This is a genomic window from Streptomyces sp. SM10 (assembly GCF_002910915.1).
GTDB lineage: Bacteria > Actinomycetota > Actinomycetes > Streptomycetales > Streptomycetaceae > Streptomyces.
Genome location: NZ_NEUF01000175.1, coordinates 52430 through 72082, shown reverse-complemented (window position 1 = coordinate 72082; position 19653 = coordinate 52430). Strand labels below are relative to the sequence as shown.

The 19653-nt window shown below is 69.5% G+C and carries 21 protein-coding genes; 5 read left to right on the top strand and 16 right to left on the bottom strand.

The annotated features are described in order from the left end of the window. Window positions 1-28: 28 nt before the first annotated feature. The 5 genes from B9S57_RS29100 to B9S57_RS29080 form a co-directional block, all read right to left on the bottom strand. Window positions 29-1396 carry a dicarboxylate/amino acid:cation symporter gene (locus B9S57_RS29100; RefSeq protein ID WP_103760163.1) on the bottom strand — a complete coding sequence of 456 codons (1368 nt, stop codon included), beginning with the start codon at window positions 1394-1396 and terminating at the stop codon, window positions 29-31. 392 nt (window positions 1397-1788) lie between these two features. Next, complete coding sequence (locus B9S57_RS29095; protein WP_103760162.1) at window positions 1789-2085, bottom strand: DUF4229 domain-containing protein; 297 nt, start codon at window positions 2083-2085, stop codon at window positions 1789-1791. A 122-nt stretch (window positions 2086-2207) separates the two neighbouring features. Continuing rightward, window positions 2208-2735, bottom strand: a complete 528-nt coding sequence (locus B9S57_RS29090) for a GNAT family N-acetyltransferase (protein WP_181011518.1) — start codon at window positions 2733-2735, stop codon at window positions 2208-2210. A gap of 152 nt (window positions 2736-2887) precedes the next feature. Next, window positions 2888-4051: an aminofutalosine synthase MqnE gene (mqnE, locus tag B9S57_RS29085; protein WP_103760160.1), complete on the bottom strand. Its 1164-nt coding sequence runs from the start codon at window positions 4049-4051 to the stop codon at window positions 2888-2890. Between the two features lie 89 nt (window positions 4052-4140). Next, complete coding sequence (locus B9S57_RS29080; RefSeq protein WP_103760159.1) at window positions 4141-4596, bottom strand: Lrp/AsnC family transcriptional regulator; 456 nt, start codon at window positions 4594-4596, stop codon at window positions 4141-4143. A gap of 122 nt (window positions 4597-4718) precedes the next feature. Between B9S57_RS29080 and B9S57_RS34750 the strand changes: the two genes are divergently transcribed. Next, a complete protein-coding gene (locus B9S57_RS34750; RefSeq protein WP_181011522.1) occupies window positions 4719-4868 on the top strand; it encodes a hypothetical protein in 150 nt (49 codons plus the stop codon). Between the two features lie 9 nt (window positions 4869-4877). Here the strand turns inward: B9S57_RS34750 and B9S57_RS29075 are convergent, their stop codons facing one another. Then, complete coding sequence (locus B9S57_RS29075) at window positions 4878-5543, bottom strand: UbiX family flavin prenyltransferase (RefSeq protein ID WP_103760158.1); 666 nt, start codon at window positions 5541-5543, stop codon at window positions 4878-4880. Between the two features lie 113 nt (window positions 5544-5656). Here B9S57_RS29075 and B9S57_RS29070 point away from each other — a divergent pair, with 113 nt between their 5' ends. Then, window positions 5657-6262, top strand: a complete 606-nt coding sequence (locus tag B9S57_RS29070) for a rhomboid family intramembrane serine protease (RefSeq protein WP_103760157.1) — start codon at window positions 5657-5659, stop codon at window positions 6260-6262. Here the strand turns inward: B9S57_RS29070 and mqnP are convergent. Continuing rightward, the gene (gene mqnP / locus B9S57_RS29065) at window positions 6252-7163 is read right to left on the bottom strand and encodes a menaquinone biosynthesis prenyltransferase MqnP (protein WP_103760156.1); all 912 of its coding nucleotides are present in this window, start codon (window positions 7161-7163) and stop codon (window positions 6252-6254) included. The two genes, B9S57_RS29070 and mqnP, sit on opposite strands and share 11 nt — an antisense overlap. Continuing rightward, window positions 7160-8617 carry a menaquinone biosynthesis decarboxylase gene (locus tag B9S57_RS29060; RefSeq protein WP_103760155.1) on the bottom strand — a complete coding sequence of 486 codons (1458 nt, stop codon included), beginning with the start codon at window positions 8615-8617 and terminating at the stop codon, window positions 7160-7162. The genes mqnP and B9S57_RS29060 overlap by 4 nt, the downstream gene beginning before the upstream one ends. Window positions 8618-8705: 88 nt before the next feature. On the opposite strand from B9S57_RS29060, the gene B9S57_RS29055 reads away from it, so the two are divergent. Next, window positions 8706-9143: a PLD nuclease N-terminal domain-containing protein gene (locus tag B9S57_RS29055; protein WP_103760154.1), complete on the top strand. Its 438-nt coding sequence runs from the start codon at window positions 8706-8708 to the stop codon at window positions 9141-9143. Window positions 9144-9220: 77 nt separating this feature from the next. Here the strand turns inward: B9S57_RS29055 and B9S57_RS29050 are convergent, their stop codons facing one another. Next, window positions 9221-9661, bottom strand: a complete 441-nt coding sequence (locus tag B9S57_RS29050) for a MarR family winged helix-turn-helix transcriptional regulator (protein ID WP_103760153.1) — start codon at window positions 9659-9661, stop codon at window positions 9221-9223. A 175-nt stretch (window positions 9662-9836) separates the two neighbouring features. Here B9S57_RS29050 and B9S57_RS29045 point away from each other — a divergent pair, with 175 nt between their 5' ends. Both B9S57_RS29045 and B9S57_RS29040 read left to right on the top strand, forming a co-directional pair. Continuing rightward, window positions 9837-10532 carry a type 1 glutamine amidotransferase domain-containing protein gene (locus B9S57_RS29045; RefSeq protein WP_103760152.1) on the top strand — a complete coding sequence of 232 codons (696 nt, stop codon included), beginning with the start codon at window positions 9837-9839 and terminating at the stop codon, window positions 10530-10532. Beyond that, a complete protein-coding gene (locus B9S57_RS29040) occupies window positions 10529-11854 on the top strand; it encodes an aldehyde dehydrogenase family protein (protein WP_258036688.1) in 1326 nt (441 codons plus the stop codon). The genes B9S57_RS29045 and B9S57_RS29040 overlap by 4 nt, the downstream gene beginning before the upstream one ends. Window positions 11855-11924: 70 nt before the next feature. On the opposite strand, the gene ccsB is transcribed toward B9S57_RS29040, so the two are convergent. From ccsB to hemL, 7 genes are all read right to left on the bottom strand, one after another. After that, on the bottom strand, window positions 11925-13004 hold the full coding sequence (ccsB, locus tag B9S57_RS29035) for a c-type cytochrome biogenesis protein CcsB (RefSeq protein ID WP_103760151.1): 1080 nt from the start codon (window positions 13002-13004) through the stop codon (window positions 11925-11927). Beyond that, window positions 13001-14707: a cytochrome c biogenesis protein ResB gene (locus B9S57_RS29030; protein WP_103760150.1), complete on the bottom strand. Its 1707-nt coding sequence runs from the start codon at window positions 14705-14707 to the stop codon at window positions 13001-13003. Before B9S57_RS29030 ends, ccsB begins: the two co-directional genes overlap by 4 nt. Before the next feature lie 4 nt (window positions 14708-14711). Then, window positions 14712-15476: a cytochrome c biogenesis CcdA family protein gene (locus B9S57_RS29025; protein WP_103760149.1), complete on the bottom strand. Its 765-nt coding sequence runs from the start codon at window positions 15474-15476 to the stop codon at window positions 14712-14714. Then, the gene (locus B9S57_RS29020) at window positions 15473-16078 is read right to left on the bottom strand and encodes a redoxin domain-containing protein (RefSeq protein ID WP_103760148.1); all 606 of its coding nucleotides are present in this window, start codon (window positions 16076-16078) and stop codon (window positions 15473-15475) included. Before B9S57_RS29020 ends, B9S57_RS29025 begins: the two co-directional genes overlap by 4 nt. Before the next feature lie 67 nt (window positions 16079-16145). After that, window positions 16146-17402, bottom strand: a complete 1257-nt coding sequence (locus tag B9S57_RS29015) for a hypothetical protein (protein WP_103760147.1) — start codon at window positions 17400-17402, stop codon at window positions 16146-16148. A 186-nt stretch (window positions 17403-17588) separates the two neighbouring features. Continuing rightward, the gene (locus tag B9S57_RS29010) at window positions 17589-18278 is read right to left on the bottom strand and encodes a histidine phosphatase family protein (protein ID WP_103760146.1); all 690 of its coding nucleotides are present in this window, start codon (window positions 18276-18278) and stop codon (window positions 17589-17591) included. After that, the gene (gene hemL, locus B9S57_RS29005; RefSeq protein ID WP_103760145.1) at window positions 18275-19582 is read right to left on the bottom strand and encodes a glutamate-1-semialdehyde 2,1-aminomutase; all 1308 of its coding nucleotides are present in this window, start codon (window positions 19580-19582) and stop codon (window positions 18275-18277) included. The genes B9S57_RS29010 and hemL overlap by 4 nt, the downstream gene beginning before the upstream one ends. Between the last annotated feature and the right edge of the window lie 71 nt (window positions 19583-19653).

The window sequence follows — 19653 nt, the reverse complement described above, 5'->3', positions numbered from 1 at the left end:
GGGGGCGCTCTCCTGTGTGCGGGTTCCGCTAGACGGTGACGGGCACGCCCGGCGCCTTCGCGTCCTCGGGCTCGGACACGCTCTCGGAGTCCGGGACCGGGGAGGACGTGGCCGAGTTGTACGCGTCGTGGTCGAGGATCTTCTCGCGGGCCGAGACGATCACCGGGATCAGCGCCTGTCCCGCGACGTTCGTCGCCGTCCTCATCATGTCCAGGATCGGGTCGATGGCGAGGAGCAGGCCCACGCCCTCCAGCGGGAGGCCCAGGGTCGACAGGGTGAGGGTCAGCATGACCGTGGCGCCGGTGAGACCGGCGGTGGCGGCCGAGCCGATCACCGAGACGAACGCGATCAGGATGTAGTCGCCGATGCCCAGCTGGACGTCGAAGATCTGCGCGATGAAGATCGCCGCCAGCGCCGGGTAGATCGCGGCGCAGCCGTCCATCTTGGTGGTGGCGCCGAAGGGGACGGCGAAGGAGGCGTACTCCTTCGGGACGCCGAGGCGCTCGGTGACCTTCTGGGTGACCGGCATCGTGCCGACCGAGGAGCGGGAGACGAAGGCCAGCTGGATCGCGGGCCAGGCGCCCTTGAAGAACTGCAGCGGGCTGACCTTGGCGACCGTGGCGAGCAGCAGCGGGTAGACGCCGAACATCACCAGGGCGCAGCCGATGTAGACGTCGGCGGTGAACGTCGCGTACTTGCCGATCAGGTCCCAGCCGTAGTCGGCGATCGCGTAGCCGATGAGGCCGACGGTGCCGATCGGGGCGAGGCGGATGACCCACCACAGGGCCTTCTGGAGGAGCTCCAGGACCGACTCGCTGAGCGTGAGGATCGGCTTGGCCTTCTCACCGAGCTGGAGCGCGGCGATGCCGGCGACGGCCGCCATGAAGACGATCTGCAGGACGTTCAGCTCGGTGAACGGCGTGATGACGTCGGTGGGGACGATGCCGGTGAGGAAGTCGATCCAGGAGCCGGCGCTCTCGGGCTTGGCGCCGTCCTTCGGGGTGAGGTCGGTGCCGGCGCCCGGGTTGGTGATCAGGCCGATCGCGAGGCCGATGGCGACGGCGATCAGCGAGGTGATCATGAACCAGAGCAGGGTGCGGGTGGCGAGCCTGGCGGCGTTGTTGACCTTGCGCAGGTTGGTGATCGACACCAGGATCGCGAAGAAGACGAGGGGCGCGACGGCCAGCTTGAGCAGCTGGACGAAGAGGCCGCCGACCTTGTCGAGGGTCGTGACGAGCCAGCTGATGTCCTGGCTGCGGGCGAGCCAGCCGAGCAGGACACCGAGGACCAGACCGGCGACTATCTGTACCCAGAAGGGGATGCTGGGCAGGCGGAGACCGGACCCGGACGGCTTACCGGCTTCGGTCTCGGCGGTGGGCGCGGAATTCGCGGACACGGACACACTCCAGATGTGACGCATCGGGACGTACGGGGACAGACGTACGTGCGTGCGGTCTAACAGGGGGACGGGGGTGCGGCGCCCGCGTCAGGGGCGGCGCCGCTGCATGATGCCGGTTCAGACGTTGCGGCAACAGACCGCGGACATACAGCGGCAGAGATCGACATGCAGGCGCACCACGAGCGGGACGCCCAAGGCGTGGTGGGTGCGCACATCTGTCGTCATGCCGAATACGTTAACACTGCAACTTTGAGAACCTCAAAGGTCCACTTCTTGATCATCTTGGGGCTCCCGCACCCGGACACGCCGAAACCCCGGTACGGGAGCGGCTGCTCCGGTCCGGGGTTTCGTCCGTACGGGGTGCGGGTGTGAGGAACCTTACGCGGCGCCTACTGCGTCACGCTGTCCTCGCGCGTGCGGTTCGCCTCGAGCCTGGCCTTGGTGCGGTCGACCGACGAGACGAGCTGCTGCGACATCTCGTCGCGCTGCTTCCTCAGCAGGATGAAGCTGAGGGGCGCGGAGAGAAGCAGGCCGAGCAGGATGACCCAGACGACGTTGGAGCCGCCGACGCCCGAGGGCAGCACGCCGAAGTGGACCGCCACACCGGAGACGAAGAAGCAGCCGACGAAAATCAGCAGGCGCATGGCGGTGTACCGGATCGTTGCGCTCGGCTTGGCAGCGGACACGGCTGGCCTTCTCTCTACGTCCGACGTTCCTGCGGTCGTGCAGTCTGGGTCCTGCCCGACCAGTGAAGCATGCCCCGAATTCGATCAGTTCGCGGGGTTCCCCACGGGGCTCGCGCCCACCTCTACCGGAAGAGCGGCAGCAGCATGATGACGTCGTCCCGGTAGTCGCCCTCGGCGACCCGGATGGCGTCGGGGACCCGGCCCACCTCCTTGTAACCGCAGGAGGCGTAGAAGCGGTCGGCCCCGGTGCCGCCGCGGCAGGTGAGCCGGACGGCCTCGATGCCCTCGACCCCCTGGGCGGCGCCGGCCGTGGCGGCCATCAGTTCGCGGCCGAAGCCCTTGCCCTGGTGGCGCGGGTGGACCATCACGGTGTAGACGCCGATCCAGTGGCGCATGAGCCGGTGGGTGTTGTGGGTGAGGAAGGCGGTGGCGGCCACCGTACCGTCCTCGTCACGCCCGACGACCAGGTGCGTGCGGCCCTCGACGATCCCGGCGAGGTGCTTGACCAGCTCCGGCCGGACCGTGTCGGCGGTGACGGGCGGGACGAAACCGACGGCCCCGCCGGCGTTGCTGACGTCGACCCAGAGCGCGGTGATGCCGTCCCGCAGAGCTCGGTCGAATGCGGGATCCACTTCAAAGGTAAGCGCCATTCCCGTAGATTAACCCTTACGAATGAGGCGCTTCAAACCCGTCCACCACGCGAGAAAGCCCCGGCCGGGGGACGGCGGGCCGGGGCTTTCGTACAGCGGGACGCCCGGAGGAACACCCGCGGCGGGCGGGCGTGGGGACGGGCGCTCGGGCCTCAGACGCGCATCGGCTGCGGCGTCTCACGCCGGCCGGCGTCCGGGCCGGGGTACTCGCGCAGGATCTCGTACCGGGTGTTGCGCTCCACCGGCCGGAAGCCCGCGTCACGGATGAGGTCCAGCAGGTCCTCGCGGCCGAGCTTGTTCGGGGTGCCGTAGTCGTCCGCGTCGTGCGTGATCTTGTACTCGACGACCGAGCCGTCCATGTCGTCCGCGCCGTGCTGGAGGGCGAGCTGCGCCGTCTGCACGCCGTGCATCACCCAGAACACCTTGACGTGAGGGACGTTGTCGAAGAGCAGCCGCGAGACGGCGAAGGTCTTGAGCGCCTCCGCACCGGTCGCCATCGACGTCCGCGCCTGGAGGGTGTTGCGGACCTTGCCGTCCTTCATGTCCACGAAGTCGTGCTGGTAGCGCAGCGGGATGAAGACCTGGAAGCCGCCGGTCTCGTCCTGCATCTCCCGCAGCCGCAGCACGTGGTCGACGCGGTGACGGGGCTCCTCGATGTGCCCGTACAGCATCGTCGCCGGGGTCTTGAGACCCTTCTCGTGCGCGAGCCGGTGGATGCGCGACCAGTCCTCCCAGTGGGTGTTGTGGTCGACGATGTGCTGGCGGACCTCCCAGTCGAAGATCTCCGCACCGCCGCCGGTCAGCGACTCCAGACCGGCCTCGATCAGCTCGTCGAGGATCTCGGAGGCCGAGAGGCCCGAGATCGTCTCGAAGTGGTGGATCTCCGTCGCCGTGAAGGCCTTGAGCGCGACCTCCGGGAGGGCTTCCTTGAGCGCGCTGAGCGAGCGCGGGTAGTAGCGCCACGGGAGGGTGGGGTGCAGCCCGTTGACGATGTGCAGCTCGGTGAGGTTCTCGCCGCGCATCGCCTGGGCGAGGCGGACGGCCTCCTCGATGCGCATCGTGTACGCGTCCTTCTCGCCCGGCTTGCGCTGGAACGAGCAGTACGCGCAGGACGCGGTGCACACGTTGGTCATGTTGAGGTGACGGTTGACGTTGAAGTGGACGACGTCGCCGTTCTTCCTCGTACGCACCTCGTGGGCCAGCCCGCCGAGCCACGCCAGGTCGTCGGACTCGTAGAGCGCGATCCCGTCCTCGCGGGTCAGTCGCTCGCCGGCCCGGACCTTCTCCTCCAGCTCGCGCTTGAGTCCAGCGTCCACTAGGGCGCCTCCCATATCTCTACGTAACAGACTCCGGCCACCGTACTCCCCCGCCCTCGGGGCCCGGGCACCCCCGTCCCCGCCGGCGGCTACTCCTCGTCGGGGAGTTCCCCGACCCGGTTCTCCCACTTGGTGGAGAGCACGACCGTCGTACGGGTCCGGGAGACGCCCCTGGTGCCGCTGAGCCTGCGGATCGTCTTCTCCAGGCCGTCCACGTCACCGACGCGGACCTTGAGCATGAAGGAGTCGTCGCCCGCGATGAACCAGCAGTCCTCGATCTCGGCCAGGTCCTTCAGCCGGTGCGCGACGTCCTCGTGGTCGGCGGCGTCGGAGAGCGAGATGCCGATCAGCGCGGTGACGCCGAGCCCCAGCGACGCGGCGTCGACGGTCGCGCGGTAACCGGTGATGACACCGGCGGTTTCCAGCCGGTTGATGCGGTCGGTGACGCTGGGCCCGGAGAGCCCCACGAGCCGTCCCAGCTCGGCGTACGAGGCCCTGCCGTTCTCTCTGAGGGCCTGGATGAGCTGCCTGTCCACCGCGTCCATATGACTGAAACCTTCCATTGTTCAGCAGTACCGCGAGTTTACGTGTAGAATTTAAGGCACAACAGGGTTTACGCCCTGCGAATCTTCCTCATGACCCATGAAACGCTTTCGAATCTTCAGGAGTGAACCACACCGTGTACTCGATCGAGATGGCCTACGCCCGGATGCGCGAGCTGCAGGACCTGGCCAACCGCTCGCGTGCCCACCAGCCCGCCGCCGCCCTCCGTGTCGACCGCGCCCGCGCCATGCGCACGGGCCGGAAGAAGCGCTGACCCCGGGGGTCAGTCCCGGGAGGCGCCACCGAGCTCCCCTTCCCATCGGCGGTACAGCCGGTGCGGCACTCCCGCCGCGTCCAGCACCCGCCCGGCGACGAAGTCCACCAGATCCTGGATGTGCGTCGCCCCCGCGTAGAACGCCGGAGAGGCGGGCAGCACCACGGCGCCCGCCTCGTCCAGCGCCACCATCTGCTTCAGGGTCTGGCCGCTGAGCGGTGTCTCACGCACGGCCACGACCAGCTTCCGCCGCTCCTTGAGCGTCACGCTCGCGGCCCGCTGCAGCAGGTCCTTCGAAAGGCCCAGCGCCACCCCGGCCACGCACGCCGTCGACGCCGGTACGATCAGCATCCCCTTCGCCGGGTAGGACCCCGAGGACGGACCCGCCGCGAGATCGCCGGCCGCCCAGTGGCGTACGCCGTCGATGTCCGGCCGGAAGGTGTCCGGCCTGCCGTCCGCGCCCCGCGCCAGCCAGCTCAGGAGATCCTCCTGCCAGTGGGCGTCACGGAAGGCGATCCCCGTCTCGTCCAGGAGCGTCAGCCGCGAGGCGCGGCTGACGACCAGATCGACCTGCTCCCCGGCGGCCAGCAGCCCCCGCAGCACCGAGGCCGCGAAGGGCGTGCCCGATGCGCCCGACACCCCGACAATCCAAGGCCTGCGCTGCTGCTGACTCATCGAAGTCCCGGTTCTCACGCCTGCGAGCCTATCCGGCACCCGGCTCCAGGAACCGAGGCAGGGGCTCCGCACGTTCCCACCGGTGAGGGAACAGCCATGGACAGGGGGTGACCATGACGGTCACACGCACGAGCGCCACCGCGCGGGCCGTCACGGCCGGCGGCGTCATGATCGCCTGGGTCGCCCTGCTGTGGCTGCTGGAGGGCATCGACATGGCGACGGGCAACTCCCTCGACGCCTACGGGGTCAGCCCGCGCGAGCCGGCCGAGCTGGCGGACGTCGTCCCGTCCGCGTTCCTGCACAGCGGCTGGGAGCACGTGGCCTCCAACAGCCTCCCGTTGCTGGTGCTCGGCTTCATCGCCGCCCTCGGCGGGATACGCAGGTTCGCCGCCGTGGTCCTCGTGGTGATCGTCACGGCCGGCCTCGGAGTCTGGCTCACCGCACCGCCGAACACGGTGACGCTCGGCGCGTCGGGCGTGGTCTTCGGGCTCTTCGGCTATCTGCTGGTCCGCGGCTTCGTGGACCGGCGCCCTCTGGACATCGTCGTCGGCGTGATCATCGCCGCGGTCTACGGCTCCCTGCTCTGGGGCGTCCTGCCGACCGACTCGGGCATCAGCTGGCAGGGCCACCTCTTCGGCCTCCTGGGCGGGGTGGTGGCTGCGTTCGCCTTCCGCCGCCCCCGCCGCCCGGAGGGCCCGAAGGGCTACGTCACGGTGTGAGGCCCCGCACCAGCAGGTCGAGCAGCGCACAGGCGAAGAGCGCGATCCCGATGAAGCCGTTGACCGAGAAGAAGGCCCGGTTCAGCCGGGACAGGTCGTGCGGCCGCACGACCCGGTGCTCGTACACGAAGGCCACGGCGACGATCACCATGCCGATCCAGTAGAAGATCTCGGCGTCCGTCGCCAGCCCGAACCACACCAGGAGTCCGGTCGTCACGACGTGGCAGACCCGCGCGCCCCACAGGGCGGCCGGAATCCCGAACCGGGCGGGGAAGGAGAGCACTCCGTGGGCCCGGTCGGCCCGGACGTCCTGGCAGGCGAAGATCAGGTCGAAGCCGCCGATCCAGATACCGACGGCCAGCCCCAGGATCACCGCGTCCCACGACCAGCTCCCGGTCACCGCCAGCCAGGCGCCGATCGGGCCGATGGCCTGGGCGAGACCCAGGATCGCGTGCGGGAAGTTCGTGAACCGCTTGCCGTACGGGTAGACGACCATCGGCACGACGGCCACCGGCGCCAGCACCAGACAGAGGGGGTTCAACAGGGCGGCGGCGCCGAGGAAGAAGGCGAGGGCCACGATCGCGCCCGTCCACGCCGACTTCACCGTGACCGCGCCGGTCACCAGCTCCCTGCCCTCCGTACGCGGATTGCGGGCGTCGATCTCGCGGTCGATGATCCGGTTGGCGGCCATCGCGAACGTCCGCAGCCCGACCATCGCGACGGTCACGAGCAGCAGCGTGCCCCAGTGGATGTTCTCGTCCAGCCGGAACATCGCGGTCAGCGCGGCGATGTACGCGAAGGGCAGCGCGAAGACCGAGTGCTCGATCATCACCAGCCGCAGGAACGCGCGGGACTTGCTGCGGGGCTGCGGGACAGCCGCGGCCGAGGCCGATGCGCTCACAGGCCGTACTCCTTCCACCGGCGGTCGACCTTCGCCGCCGTCTCCGGGTCGGACTCGACCATCTCCGGCCAGCCCCCGTCCCGCGTGTACCCCTCCTCGGGCAGCTTGCGCGTCGCGTCGATGCCCGCCTTGCCACCCCAGAACTGCTGGTAGGAGGCGTGGTCGAGATGGTCGACCGGTCCCTCGGTGATCATCAGGTCCCGGGCGTAGTCGGTGTTCCCGAGCGCCCGCCAGGCGACCTCGTGCAGGTCGTGGACGTCGCAGTCGGAGTCCACGACCACGATCAGCTTGGTCAGCGACATCATGTGCGCGCCCCAGATGGCGCTCATGACCTTCTGTGCGTGCTTCGGGTACTTCTTGTCGATCGAGACGATCGCGCAGTTGTGGAAGCCGCCCGCCTCGGGAAGGTGGTAGTCCACGATGTCCGGCACGATGATCTTGAGCAGGGGCAGGAAGAACCGCTCGGTGGCCCGCCCCAGCGGACCGTCCTCGGTGGGCGGCCGGCCCACGACGATCGACTGGAGGAGCGGACGCTTCCGCATCGTCACGCAGTCGATCTTCAGCGCGGGGAACGGCTCCTGCGGGGTGTAGAAGCCCGTGTGGTCGCCGAAGGGCCCCTCGGGCAGCATCTCGCCCGGCTCCAGCCAGCCCTCGATGACGACCTCGGCCTGGGCCGGGACCTGGAGCGGGACGGTCTTGCAGTCGACCATCTCGATCCGCTTGCCCTGGACGAAGCCGGCGAAGAGGTACTCGTCGATGTCCCCGGGCAGGGGTGCGGTGGAGGCGTAGGTGACCGCGGGCGGCGCGCCGAACGCGATGGCGACGGGGAGCTTCTCACCGCGCCTGGCGGCGACCTGGTAGTGGTTGCGGCTGTCCTTGTGGATCTGCCAGTGCATGCCGATGGTGCGCCTGTCGTGGCGCTGCAGCCGGTAGAGCCCGAGGTTGCGGATCCCCGTCTCGGGGTCCTTGGTGTGCGTGAGGCCCAGGTTGAAGAAGGAACCGCCGTCCTCCGGCCACGTGAAGAGCGCGGGCAGCTGGTCGAGATCCACGTCGTCGCCGGTCAGGACGGTTTCCTGGACCGGGGCGCTGTCGCCCTTCACCTTCTTCGGCGGGAGGTGGGTCACCGCGCCGAGCTTCCCGAACGCCTCGCGGATCCCGACGAAGCCCTGCGGCAGCTCCGGCTTGAGGAGGCCGCCGATCTTGTCGCTGATCTCGGCGTAGGACTTCAGCCCGAGCGCCTTGAGCAGTCGGCGGTCCGTCCCGAAGACGTTCATGGCCAGGGGCATGGACGCCCCCTTGACGTTCTCGAAGAGCAGAGCGGGCCCGCCCGCCTTGTTCACCCGGTCGACGATCTCGCCGACCTCCAGATACGGGTCGACCTCGGCCTTGATGCGCTTGAGATCGCCCTCGCGCTCCAGAGCCCGGAGCAGGGAACGAAGATCGTCGTAAGCCATACGGTCAAGTATCGGACACCCGCTACCCTGGGCCCGACAGCGGGGGCGGTCCGTGCGCCCCTCACCTCACCTCGGGGGATCTTGCACAATGCTCAGGGCCCTGATCTTTCTCCTGCCGCTGGCGCTGACGATCTTCGCGTTCATCGACTGCCTGAACACCCCTGAGGACGAGGCGAAGCACCTGCCGAAGGTGGCCTGGGTCTTCATCATCCTGCTGTTCTGGATCGTCGGCCCGGTCGTCTGGCTCGTCGCCGGCAAGAAGCGCACCGCCCCGGCCGACGGCCGGGCACCCTCGGAGTGGCACCGCGGGCGCCGCACCACCTGGGTGGCGCCCGACGACAACCCGGAATTCCTCAAGTCGCTGAAGGACGAGACCGGCAGGGACGAGACCGGCAAGGACCGGAGCCGGACGGACGAGTCGCGCCTCGAGGACTGGGAGGCCGACCTGCGCCGCCGCGAGGAGGAGATCAAGCGACGGGAGTCCGGCGCCGGACCCGAGGACCCGGCCCCGCCGACGTCCTCCTGACCCCGTCCGTCAGCCGGGGAGCCCTGTCCGTCAGCCGGGGAGCCCGCAGCGCCCGGGCCGCCCGGGAGACCCCCGGGTCATGAGGACAGCAGTCGTCCCAGCCGCTCCAGCAGGGGCAGCAGCACGGTGCGCTCCCCGGGGGTGAGGGCTTCCAGGGCGCCGTGCACCACCCTCATCTCGGCGCGGATGCGCCGGGCCAGCTCCGTGCCCTCCTCCGTGCGGGAGGCCACCTTGGAGCGGCGGTCGCCGGGCGCGGGTGTGCGCGTCACCAGGCCTCGGGCCTCCATGCGGCCGATGAGGCCGGTGGCGTTGGACGCGTCGCACACCAGATGACTGGCGAGCGCGCTCATGGGCATGGGCTCGGTGAGGGCGATCAGCGCCCGGGCCTGCGAGGTGCTGAGGCCGTGGCGCCCCGCGACAGCGGTGAGGTCGTCGTGGTGGCCGCGGACGACGACGGCGAGGGGTTCCAGGAGTTCGTCCGGCGTAGGGACGGCGCGGGGCGCCGGTTCCTTCGTCATGGTCGGTCATCCTTCGATCGGTACGCGTGGTCCGGAGGTCCGGACCACGTCCGCCACGCACCCGCATTCATTTGACATGCTCAACTTTGACCCGTTACATGAAGGGTATTGCTTGAGCATATCAAGCTTCATGTTTCACGCGTCGTACGTCCGCGTCTCGTAGGGAGCACCCCCCATGACTTCCGTACTCTTCGTCCTCACCGGTGCCGACCGCTGGACCCTCAACGACGGCACCACCCATCCCACGGGCTTCTGGGCGGAGGAGCTCGCGGCCCCGCACCGCGTCTTCTCCCAGGCCGGTTTCGACATCACCATCGCCACCCCGGGCGGCGTCGCCCCCACCGTGGACGCCGCCAGCCTCGCCGCCGAGGCCAACGGGGGACAGGAGCAGGCCGACGCCGTCGCCTCCTACCTCGCCTCGATCGACGAGACGCTCCGCATCCCCGCCCGGCTGGAGGACGTGGTCCCCACCTCGTACGACATCGTCTTCTACCCCGGCGGCCACGGCCCCATGGAGGACCTGGCCGTCAGCGAGGTGTCCGGACGGCTCCTCACCTCCGCCCTGGACTCCGGCACCCAGGTCGCCGTCCTGTGCCACGCGCCGGCCGCCCTGCTGCCCGCCCGCCGCGAGGACGGCAGCTGGCCGTTCGCCGGCTACCGCATGACGGGCTTCAGCAACGCCGAGGAGACCCAGGCCGGCTTCGCCGCCAAGGCGCCCTGGCTGCTGGAGAGCCGCCTCACCGAGCTCGGCGCCGACTACGCCGCCGCCGAGCCGTGGGCGGTGCACACCGTGCACGACCGCAATCTGCACACCGGCCAGAACCCCGCCTCCTCCGAGCAGCTGGCCCGCGAGATCCTGGAGGCCCTGTGAGCACCGCCGAAACCGTGCGCGAGTCCCCCGCCGACATCGTCGCGCGCCTCCGCGCGGCCTTCCGCACCGGACGCACCCGCGACCTCGCGTGGCGCACGGACCGGCTGACCCGGCTGCGCGCGCTGCTCACCGAGCGCGGTGACGAGCTGGCCGAAGCGCTCACCGCCGACCTCGGCAAGAGCCGCAAGGAGGCCTACCGGACCGAGATCGACTTCACGGTCCGCGAGATCGACCACACCCTGGAGCACCTGGCGGACTGGCTGCGCCCCGAACCGGCCCCGGTGCCGGCGGCCCTCGCGCAGGCCACCGCAAGCACCGTGCAGGACCCGCTCGGTGTCGTCCTCGTCATCGCGCCCTGGAACTATCCGGTGCAGCTGCTGCTCGCGCCGGTCGCGGGAGCACTCGCCGCCGGGAACACCGTGGTGGCGAAGCCGAGCGAGCTGGCGCCCGCCACCTCCGCCGCCCTGGCCCGCCTGCTGCCCGAGTACCTGGACGGCGACACGGTCACCGTGGTGGAGGGCGGCGTCCCGGAGACCACCGCGCTGCTGGCCGAGCGTTTCGACCACATCTTCTACACCGGCAACGGCACCGTCGGCCGCATCGTGATGACGGCAGCGGCCCGGCACCTCACCCCGGTCACCCTGGAACTGGGCGGGAAGTCACCGGTGTTCGTCGACCGTGACACCGACCTGAGGACGGTGGCCGCCCGGCTGGCCGCAGGGAAGTTCCTCAACGCCGGCCAGACGTGCGTCGCTCCCGACTACGTCCTGACCGACCCGGAGACGGCGCCGGCCCTGGCCGACGCGCTCGCCGCGGCGGTCGAGTCCCTCTTCGGGCCGGACGCGTCGGCCCACCCGGAGTACGGCCGGATCGTGAACGAGCGTCACTTCGACCGGCTCGTGGGGCTCCTCGGATCCGGCCGCACGGTGACGGGCGGAGACCACGACCGCTCCACGAAGTACATCGCGCCGACGGTGCTGGCCGACGTGGAGCCCGGCTCCCCCGTGATGGGCGAGGAGATCTTCGGCCCCGTGCTGCCGATCGTGACGGTGGACGGCCTCGACGAGGCCATCGCCTTCATCAACGACCGGGACAAGCCGCTGGCGCTGTACGCGTTCACCACCTCCCCCGCCGTACGGGAGCGGCTGCTGGCCGAGACCTCGTCCGGAGGCGTCGGCCTCGGCCTGCCGCTGGCCCATCTGACCGTGTCGGACCTGCCGTTCGGCGGGGTCGGCGAGAGCGGCATGGGCAACTACCACGGCCGGTACTCCCTGGAGACGTTCAGCCACCGCAAGGCGGTGCTGGACACCCCGCTCGGCTGACCACGCACACGACGACGGGAGGGCGCGACCACAGAGGGTCGCGCCCTCCCGTCGTACGCGGGTGTACCCGTCAGACCCCGGCGTAGGAGTGCTTGCCGGTGACGAAGATGTTGACGCCGTAGTAGTTGAAGAGCCAGCAGCCGAAGGCGATCAGCGCCAGGTAGGCCGCCTTGCGTCCCTTCCAGCCGGCCGTCGCGCGGGCGTGCAGGTAGCAGGCGTAGGCGACCCAGGTGATGAAGGACCAGACCTCCTTGGGGTCCCAGCCCCAGTAGCGGCCCCAGGCGTCGCCCGCCCAGATCGCGCCCGCGATGATCGTGAACGTCCACAGCGGGAAGACGGCGGCGTTGATGCGGTACGCGAAGGTGTCCAGGGTCTTCGCGGCGGGCAGCCGCTCCAGGACCGAGGTCGCGAACTTCCCGGGCGTGCCGCCGCCCGCCAGCTTGTTCTCGTAGCTGTCGCGGAACAGGTAGAGGAGCGTGCCGACGGCACCGAGGTAGAAGACTGCGCCGCAGATGATGGCGGTGGAGACGTGGATCCACAGCCAGTAGGAGTGCAGTGCGGGGACCAGCTGGTCGCTGTCGGTGTAGAGCGTGGTGGTCGCGATGCCGAGGTCCAGCAGGACCGTGGTGACCAGCAGCAGGCCGATCCAGCGGACGTTCTTCCGCAGCGCCAGGAGGATCAGGTAGGCCCCGACCGCCACGGTGGAGAAGGTGATCGAGAACTCGTACATGTTGCCCCAGGGGGCCCGCTGCACCGACAGGGCGCGCGCGACGACTCCGCCCGCCTCGACCGCGAAGGCGACGACGGTCAGGGAGACCGCGATCCGCCCCCACAGATCGCCCTTGAAGGTGCCGCCCGCGGCGCCGGGGCCGTCGGGGACGTCCCGGGTCCCCGCCGCCGAGCGCGTGACGACCGTGGGGCGCTCCAGCATGGCGGTGTTGCCGGCCTTCTGCGCGACCCGCACCTTCACCGCGGCGCCTGCGGACTGCCCGTTCAGCGCGGCGGCCGTGCGGCCGACCTTGCTGCGGCTGCCGAACACCCACTCCGCGATGTGCGCGAAGAAGGCCAGGGTGTAGACGGCCATCGAGGAATAGATCAGCGTGTTGCTGATGTGCGCCAGGTTCTCGTTGGTTGCGGCGGCGAGATTCACTTCTCAGCCCCTTCGGCAGGTGCTTCGGCAGATGGTCCGGGCTCGGTGCCGGGATCGGGTGTGGGGCCGGGCGCGGTCGGCGCCTCGGTGTGGAGGGCGACCGCGAGGTCGCCCAGCTCCTCGGGGAGCTTCGCGGACTCGCTGCGGCCGAGGCCCGCCATCTCGACGACGGTGACGCCGTCCGCCCCCCGCACGGCCCGGACCCACACCCGGCGGCGCTGGATGAAGAGCGAACCGGCGAGTCCGAAGATGGCGGCGACGGCGCCGCCCAGGGCCCAGCCGGCGGCCGGCTGGCGCGAGATCTGGAAGCTGGCCCACTCCTCGACGCTCTCGAAGGTGACCGAGCCTGCCCCGTCCGGGAGCTTCATGGTCTCGCCGGGGCGCAGCCGCTTCTTGAGCTTGTCCCCGTTGCTGTCCTTGAATTCCTTCATCTTGGACGTGTCGAGCTGGTAGACGTTCTGCGGCAGCCCGGAGTCGACGCCGAGGCTGCCGTAGTAGCCGTTGAGGGCGAGGACCGGGTAGTCGAGGCCGGGGTACTGGGAGAACATCGTGCCCTTGCCGTCACCGGCGAACGTCGGCACGAAGAAGGCCTGGAAGCCGAGCTGTTCCTTCGTGCCGTCGGCGCCCTTGTAGCCGTCCATCACCTTGATCGCGCCGGTCGAGGTGACGTTGTTGTCGATGGGCAGCAGGGGCACGGCGCTCCGGTAGACCTCCTTGCCCTTGCCGTCCTTGACGGAGATGACCGGCGCGTAGCCGTGCGCGTTGAGGTAGACCTTCGTCCCGTCGACGACGAGCGGCTTGTTGACCTCGATGACCTTCTTCTTCGGCGCACCGTCCGCGCCCTCGGAGTACGTCACCCGGGCCTCGTAGGTCCGGGGGGTACCGCGCTGCGGCCCACTGCGCTCGTACGTGCCGACGAAGTCCTCCAGGTCGAAGCTGAAGGGCTCGAGGTCGTCGTTGTGGAAGAGCGAGCCGGACTTGAAGTCGTCGTACTGGGTGATCGTGTTGGCGAAGCCGTCGCCCTCGACGATCAGCTTGCCGCCCTCGGACTTGAAGAGCTGCCCGCCGGCGAAGGCGACGAGCATGACGATCAGCGCGATGTGGAAGAGCAGGTTCCCGGTCTCGCGCAGATAGCCCTTCTCGGCGGCCACCGCGTCCCCGGACGCCTGCGAGCGGAAGCGCCGCTTGCGCAGGATGCGCAGGGCGGCCTCACGGACCTGCTCGGGTTCGGCGTCGGTGCGCCAGGTCGTGTAGGCGGGCAGCCGGGTCAGCGTCTTCGGGGCGCCCGGCGGGCGGCTCCGCAGCTGGCCGACGAACTGGCCGGTGCGCGGGACGATGCAGCCGATCAGCGAGACGAACAGCAGGATGTAGATCGCGGAGAACCACACGGAGCTGTAGACGTCGAAGAACTGCAGCTTCTCGTAGACCGGGGAGACCACGGTGTGGGCTTCCTTGAAGGTCTGCACCTTCAGCTCGTCCACGCTGTTCTGCGGGATCAGCGAGCCGGGGATCGCGCCGAGCGACAGCAGGAAGAGCAGGATCAGCGCGACGCGCATCGAGGTGAGCTGCCGCCAGAACCACCGGGCCCAGCCGATGACGCCCATCGCGGGCACGGAGGACGCGGACTCCTCGCGCGGGGCGGTGGAGAGCTGCTCCCCGGCCTCGCCGAGGTCGCGCTCGTCCGTGGTGTTCGTGTTGCTCATGGACTCAGATCCCTACAGTGAAGCCGTTGGACCAGCTCTGCGTCTGCTGGATGAGCGCGTCCCAGGCACCCGTCAGCAGGAGCAGTCCGGTCACGATCATCATGCCGCCGCCGATGCGCATGACCCACGCGTAGTGCCGCTTGACCCAGCCGAAGGCGCCGAGCGCCCGGCGGAAGGCGATCGCCGTCAGGACGAAGGGGACGCCGAGGCCGAGGCAGTACGCCACGGACAGGATCGCCCCGCGACCCGCCGTCGCCTGGTCGAAGGCGAGCGTGTTGACGGAGGCGAGCGTGGGGCCGAGGCAGGGCGTCCAGCCGACACCGAAGAGGGCGCCGAGCAGAGGCGCTCCCGCCAGCCCCGTCACCGGCCGCTTGTGGATGCGGAACTCGCGCTGCGTCATCCAGGGCATGAGCCCCATGAAGAAGATCCCCATGAGGATCATGAGGACGCCGAGGACCTTGGAGAGCGTCCCGCCGTACTCCTGGAGCGTCTGTCCGAAGAAGCCGAAGAGCGCGCCGCCGGACACGAACACGACCGTGAAGCCGAGGACGAAGAGGGAGGCGCCCGCGACGGTCCTTCCCCGCCGGGCCTCGGCCAGGTCGGTGCCGCTGACCCCGGTGACGTAGCTGAGGTAGCCGGGGACCAGCGGCAGCACGCACGGGGAGAAGAAGGAGACGAGGCCGCCGAGCAGGGCGATGGGCAAGGCCACTATGAGGGCCCCGCCGAGGACCGTCTCGTTGCTCGCGGCGAGCTCAGGCACCGCGGTCACTTCTCGGCGACCAGCGGGTCGATCATCTCGCGCAGCTTGTCCGCGTCGAGGGCCGCGAGCGAACGCGCGGCGAGCTTCCCGTCGCGGTCTATCACCACGGTCGACGGGATGGCCTGCGGGTTCAGCGTGCCCTTCGGGAAGCGCAGAAGCAGCTTTCCGGTCGGGTCGTAGAGGCTCGGGTAGGTGATCCCGAAGTCCTTCTCGAAGCTGACGGCGAGGCTCTTCTGGCTGTCCCGGGTGTTCACCCCGACGAACTGGACGCCTTCGCCCTTCGTCTCCTGCGCCACCTTCTCGAAGTGCTTGGCCTCGGCGCGGCAGGGGCCGCACCACGATCCCCAGAAGTTCAGGACGACGATCTTGCCCTTGTAGTCGGCGACGTCGAGGTTCCGGCCGTCCAGGGTGGCGCCGTCGAGCTTCGGCGCCTCGGCGCGTTCGCCCCGGGCGACGGTGGAGATCCCTCCGCTGCCGGTGACGAAGTTGGTGTTGCCGCCGCCGCCGGCCTTCGTGCCGTCACCGCTGCAGGCGGACAGGGTCAGGGCACCGGCCACTGCCGTGGCGGCGAGCAGGGTGAAGCGGCGTCGGGGTGCGCGGCCAGAGCTCATGTGAAAAGTTTCGCATGGCAGTTCCGGAGATCTTGCGCACCCCCCTCGGTGCCCGTAAAGCCCCTTGTCAAGCCTGTTTAAAGAAGGTGTTCCAGCCGCCCTCGGGCGCTTGTCCGACCTGGAGCGTGCGGAGCTTCGCAAGCACGGCCGGGTCCTGTGCGTCGAGCCAGTCGACGAACTGCCGGAAGGAGACGAGGCGCACATCCGGCTTGCCCGCGATGTGTGTGAGCGTGTCCTCCACGGCGTCCATATAGATACCGCCGTTCCACTCCTCGAAGTGGTTACCGATGTAGAAGGGCGCGCGATTCGTCTCGTAGGCGCGGTCGAATCCCGCGATGTACGCCTCGGTGGCCTGGGTGCGCCACCCCGGATAGCGCGAGGGCATGCCGTTGGTCGAATTCTTCGACTGGTTGGCGAGGATGTTGTAGTCCATGGAGAGGACTTCGAAGGTGTGGCCGGGGAACGGAATGCCCTGGAGCGGAAGATCCCAGACTCCCTGCCGCTTCTCGGGCCACATCTGGACGCCGCCGGGTGAGCTCGCGTCGTAGCGCCAGCCCAGCTGCTTCGCGGTGGGCAGGAGATTGTCCTGGCCGAGCAGGCAGGGCGTGCGGCCCCCGACCAGTTCCTTCCGGTAGTCGAACGGCAGCGGGTCGAGATCCTGCCAGCCGCCGTTCGTCCGCCATTCGGTGACGAAGGAGACCGCCTGATCGATCTCGCTCCGCCATTGCGCGGGCGACCAGTTGCCCACCGATCCCGAACCACCGCAGAAATGCCCGTTGAAGTGGGTTCCGATCTCGTGGCCGTCGAGCCACGCCTGGCGGACGTACTTCAGCGTCTGCTTGACGTGGTCGTCGCTGAGATATCCGATGTCCGAGGCGCCCCGGGGGTTGTTGGGCGGCCGGTAGAGCGACTTCTTCGCCTCGGGCAGCACATAGAGCCCGGAGAGGAAGAAGGTCATCGCCGCGTCGTGTTCCTCGGCGAGTTCGAGAAAGCGCGGGAAGAGACCGTTGCCGACCTCGCCCGCCCCGTCCCAGGAAAAGATCACGAACTGCGGCGGCGTCTGTCCGGCTTCGAGCGGTACGGGAGCGGCCGGTTGCTTCGGCTGCTTTCCGGTGTCGGCCGTGGAGCCGTCACCGATCAGCCTGACCTGTTTTCCGGGAGGCCCTCCCTCATTCCCGTGCGCCTCTTCGCCGCCGTGGGAGCCCTTCTCGGGATCCTGGCGGCCGCTGCCGGAAGAACCGAGGGAGCCGCAGCCCGTCATCGACAGTGCGGCTGCGGCTCCGAGTCCGGCCCCGAGCAGGCCCCTTCGGTTGATTTCACGCATGGCGTCCCCATCTGCGGTCGTATTACCTCAAGACCATACAAACTGGCGATGGCTTAGATGAGGAAAGCAACACGACGGTTCCGCCGATAATCACAAAAGTTGTCACGTGAACAGACCCTTACAGGTGCTGCACATGACATACAGAACGGCGGTACGGACGGAGCGCCACGCGCGGCGTACGGGCGGCTACGCCCCGAACGCCTTGGACTTCCCCTTGACCGGCTTCGCACCCGCGAGCAGGTGCGCCGGCACCAGGTCACGGGCAGGCTCCGTGTACCCGACGGAGACGATCTTGTCCCCCTGGTACGTGAAGCTCGTCAGCGAGGCGAGGGTGCACTCCCGCTTGCGCGGGTCGTGCCACAGCCTGCGCCGCTCGACGAAGCTCCGCACGATCCAGATCGGCAGCTGGTGGCTGACGCAGACCGCCTCGTGGCCACGCGCCGCGTCGCGCGCCGCGTCCAGGGCACCCATCATCCGTACGACCTGCTCCACGTACGGCTCGCCCCAGGACGGCTTGAAGGGGTTGGTGAGGTGCTTCCAGTTCTCGGGCTTGCGCAGCGCGCCGTCGCCGACCCCGAAGGTCTTGCCCTCGAAGACGTTGGCGGCCTCGATGAGGCGCTCGTCCGTGGCCAGCTCCACGCTGTGGGAGGCGGCGATCGGCGTGGCCGTCTCCTGGGCGCGCTCCAGCGGGGAGGCGACGACATGGGTGATGTCGCGCTTCTCCAGGTGCTCGGCCACCCGGTCGGCCATCCGGCGGCCGAGGTCGGAGAGGCTGTAGCCGGCGCGGCGTCCGTAGAGCACGCCGTCGGGGTTGTGCACCTCACCGTGGCGCATCAGGTGGACGACGGTGATGTCCTTCTCGCTGGACCCACTCATGCGGTGGCCTCCGATGCGGCGCGGGCGGCGGCGGGCAGCGCCGCGGCGATCCGTTCGACGGCCCGCGCGTCGTGGGCGGTCGAGACGAACCAGGACTCGAAGGCGGACGGCGGCAGGTACACACCCTGCTCCAGCATCGAGTGGAAGAACGCGGTGAAGCGGAAAGCTTCCTGCTTCTTCGCGTCCTCGTAGTCGCGGACGGGCTCCTCGGTGAAGAAGACGGAGAACATGTTGCTCGCCGCCGACACCGTGTGGGCGACGCCCTCCTTGGTGAACGCCTCGCCGACCAGCGCGCGCAGCTGCGCGGAGACCGCGTCGACCTTCGTGTACGCCGCGTCGTCGAGCAGCCGCAGCTGCGCGAGGCCCGCGGCGGTGGCGACCGGGTTCCCCGAGAGGGTGCCCGCCTGGTAGACGGGACCGACGGGGGCCAGGTGGGCCATCACGTCGGCACGGCCGCCGAACGCCGCGGCCGGGAAGCCGCCACCCATGACCTTGCCGAAGGTCATCAGGTCGGGCCGCACCCCGTCGATGCCGTACCAGCCGGCCTTCGACGTACGGAAGCCGGTCATCACCTCGTCGGAGATGTACAGCGCGCCGTCGGCCTCGCAGATCTCCTTCAGACCGGCGTTGAAGCCGTCCAGCGGCGGCACGACACCCATGTTGCCCGGCGACGCCTCGGTGATCACGCACGCGATCTCACCCGGCTGCGCGGCGAACACGGCGCGCACGGCCTCCAGGTCGTTGTACGGCAGCACGATCGTGTCGCCGGCCTGGGCGCCGGTCACCCCGGGCGTGTCGGGCAGCCCGAACGTGGCGACCCCGGAACCCGCCGCGGCCAGCAGCGCGTCGACGTGCCCGTGGTAGCAGCCGGCGAACTTCACGACCTTGGCGCGCCCGGTGAATCCGCGGGCGAGCCGGATCGCGGACATGGTGGCCTCGGTGCCGGACGACACCAGCCGCACCTGCTCCACCGGCTCGATCCGGGCGACGATCTCCTCGGCGAGCGCGACCTCGCCCTCGCCCGGCGTACCGAACGAGGTACCCCGGGCCACCGCCTCCTGGACGGCCGCGATGACCTGGGGGTGCGCGTGACCGAGGATCATCGGCCCCCACGAACACACGAGGTCGACGTACTCACGGCCGTCGGCGTCGGTGAGGTACGGACCCGTACCGGACACCATGAACCGGGGCGTACCGCCCACGGCCCGGAAGGCACGCACGGGGGAGTTCACGCCGCCGGGCGTCACGAGGGACGCACGGTCGAAAAGCGTCTGCGAAACTGGGGCTTCGTATGAATACGCCACTTTGGTCCTGATCTGCGATTCGAGGTTCGGGGGGACCGGCCGGAATTCCCGGCCGCCGGTGAGCAGGGAGC

Coding starts and splice junctions, on each gene's coding strand:
- B9S57_RS29090 (WP_181011518.1), bottom strand. CDS start 2,735: ATGGCGCTTACCTTTGAAGTGGATCCCGCATTCGACCGAGCTCTGCGG.
- B9S57_RS29080 (WP_103760159.1), bottom strand. CDS start 4,596: ATGGACGCGGTGGACAGGCAGCTCATCCAGGCCCTCAGAGAGAACGGC.
- B9S57_RS29075 (WP_103760158.1), bottom strand. CDS start 5,543: ATGAGTCAGCAGCAGCGCAGGCCTTGGATTGTCGGGGTGTCGGGCGCA.
- B9S57_RS29070 (WP_103760157.1), top strand. CDS start 5,657: ATGACGGTCACACGCACGAGCGCCACCGCGCGGGCCGTCACGGCCGGC.
- B9S57_RS29060 (WP_103760155.1), bottom strand. CDS start 8,617: ATGGCTTACGACGATCTTCGTTCCCTGCTCCGGGCTCTGGAGCGCGAG.
- B9S57_RS29055 (WP_103760154.1), top strand. CDS start 8,706: ATGCTCAGGGCCCTGATCTTTCTCCTGCCGCTGGCGCTGACGATCTTC.
- B9S57_RS29050 (WP_103760153.1), bottom strand. CDS start 9,661: ATGACGAAGGAACCGGCGCCCCGCGCCGTCCCTACGCCGGACGAACTC.
- B9S57_RS29045 (WP_103760152.1), top strand. CDS start 9,837: ATGACTTCCGTACTCTTCGTCCTCACCGGTGCCGACCGCTGGACCCTC.
- B9S57_RS29030 (WP_103760150.1), bottom strand. CDS start 14,707: ATGAGCAACACGAACACCACGGACGAGCGCGACCTCGGCGAGGCCGGG.
- B9S57_RS29020 (WP_103760148.1), bottom strand. CDS start 16,078: ATGAGCTCTGGCCGCGCACCCCGACGCCGCTTCACCCTGCTCGCCGCC.
- B9S57_RS29015 (WP_103760147.1), bottom strand. CDS start 17,402: ATGCGTGAAATCAACCGAAGGGGCCTGCTCGGGGCCGGACTCGGAGCC.
- B9S57_RS29010 (WP_103760146.1), bottom strand. CDS start 18,278: ATGAGTGGGTCCAGCGAGAAGGACATCACCGTCGTCCACCTGATGCGC.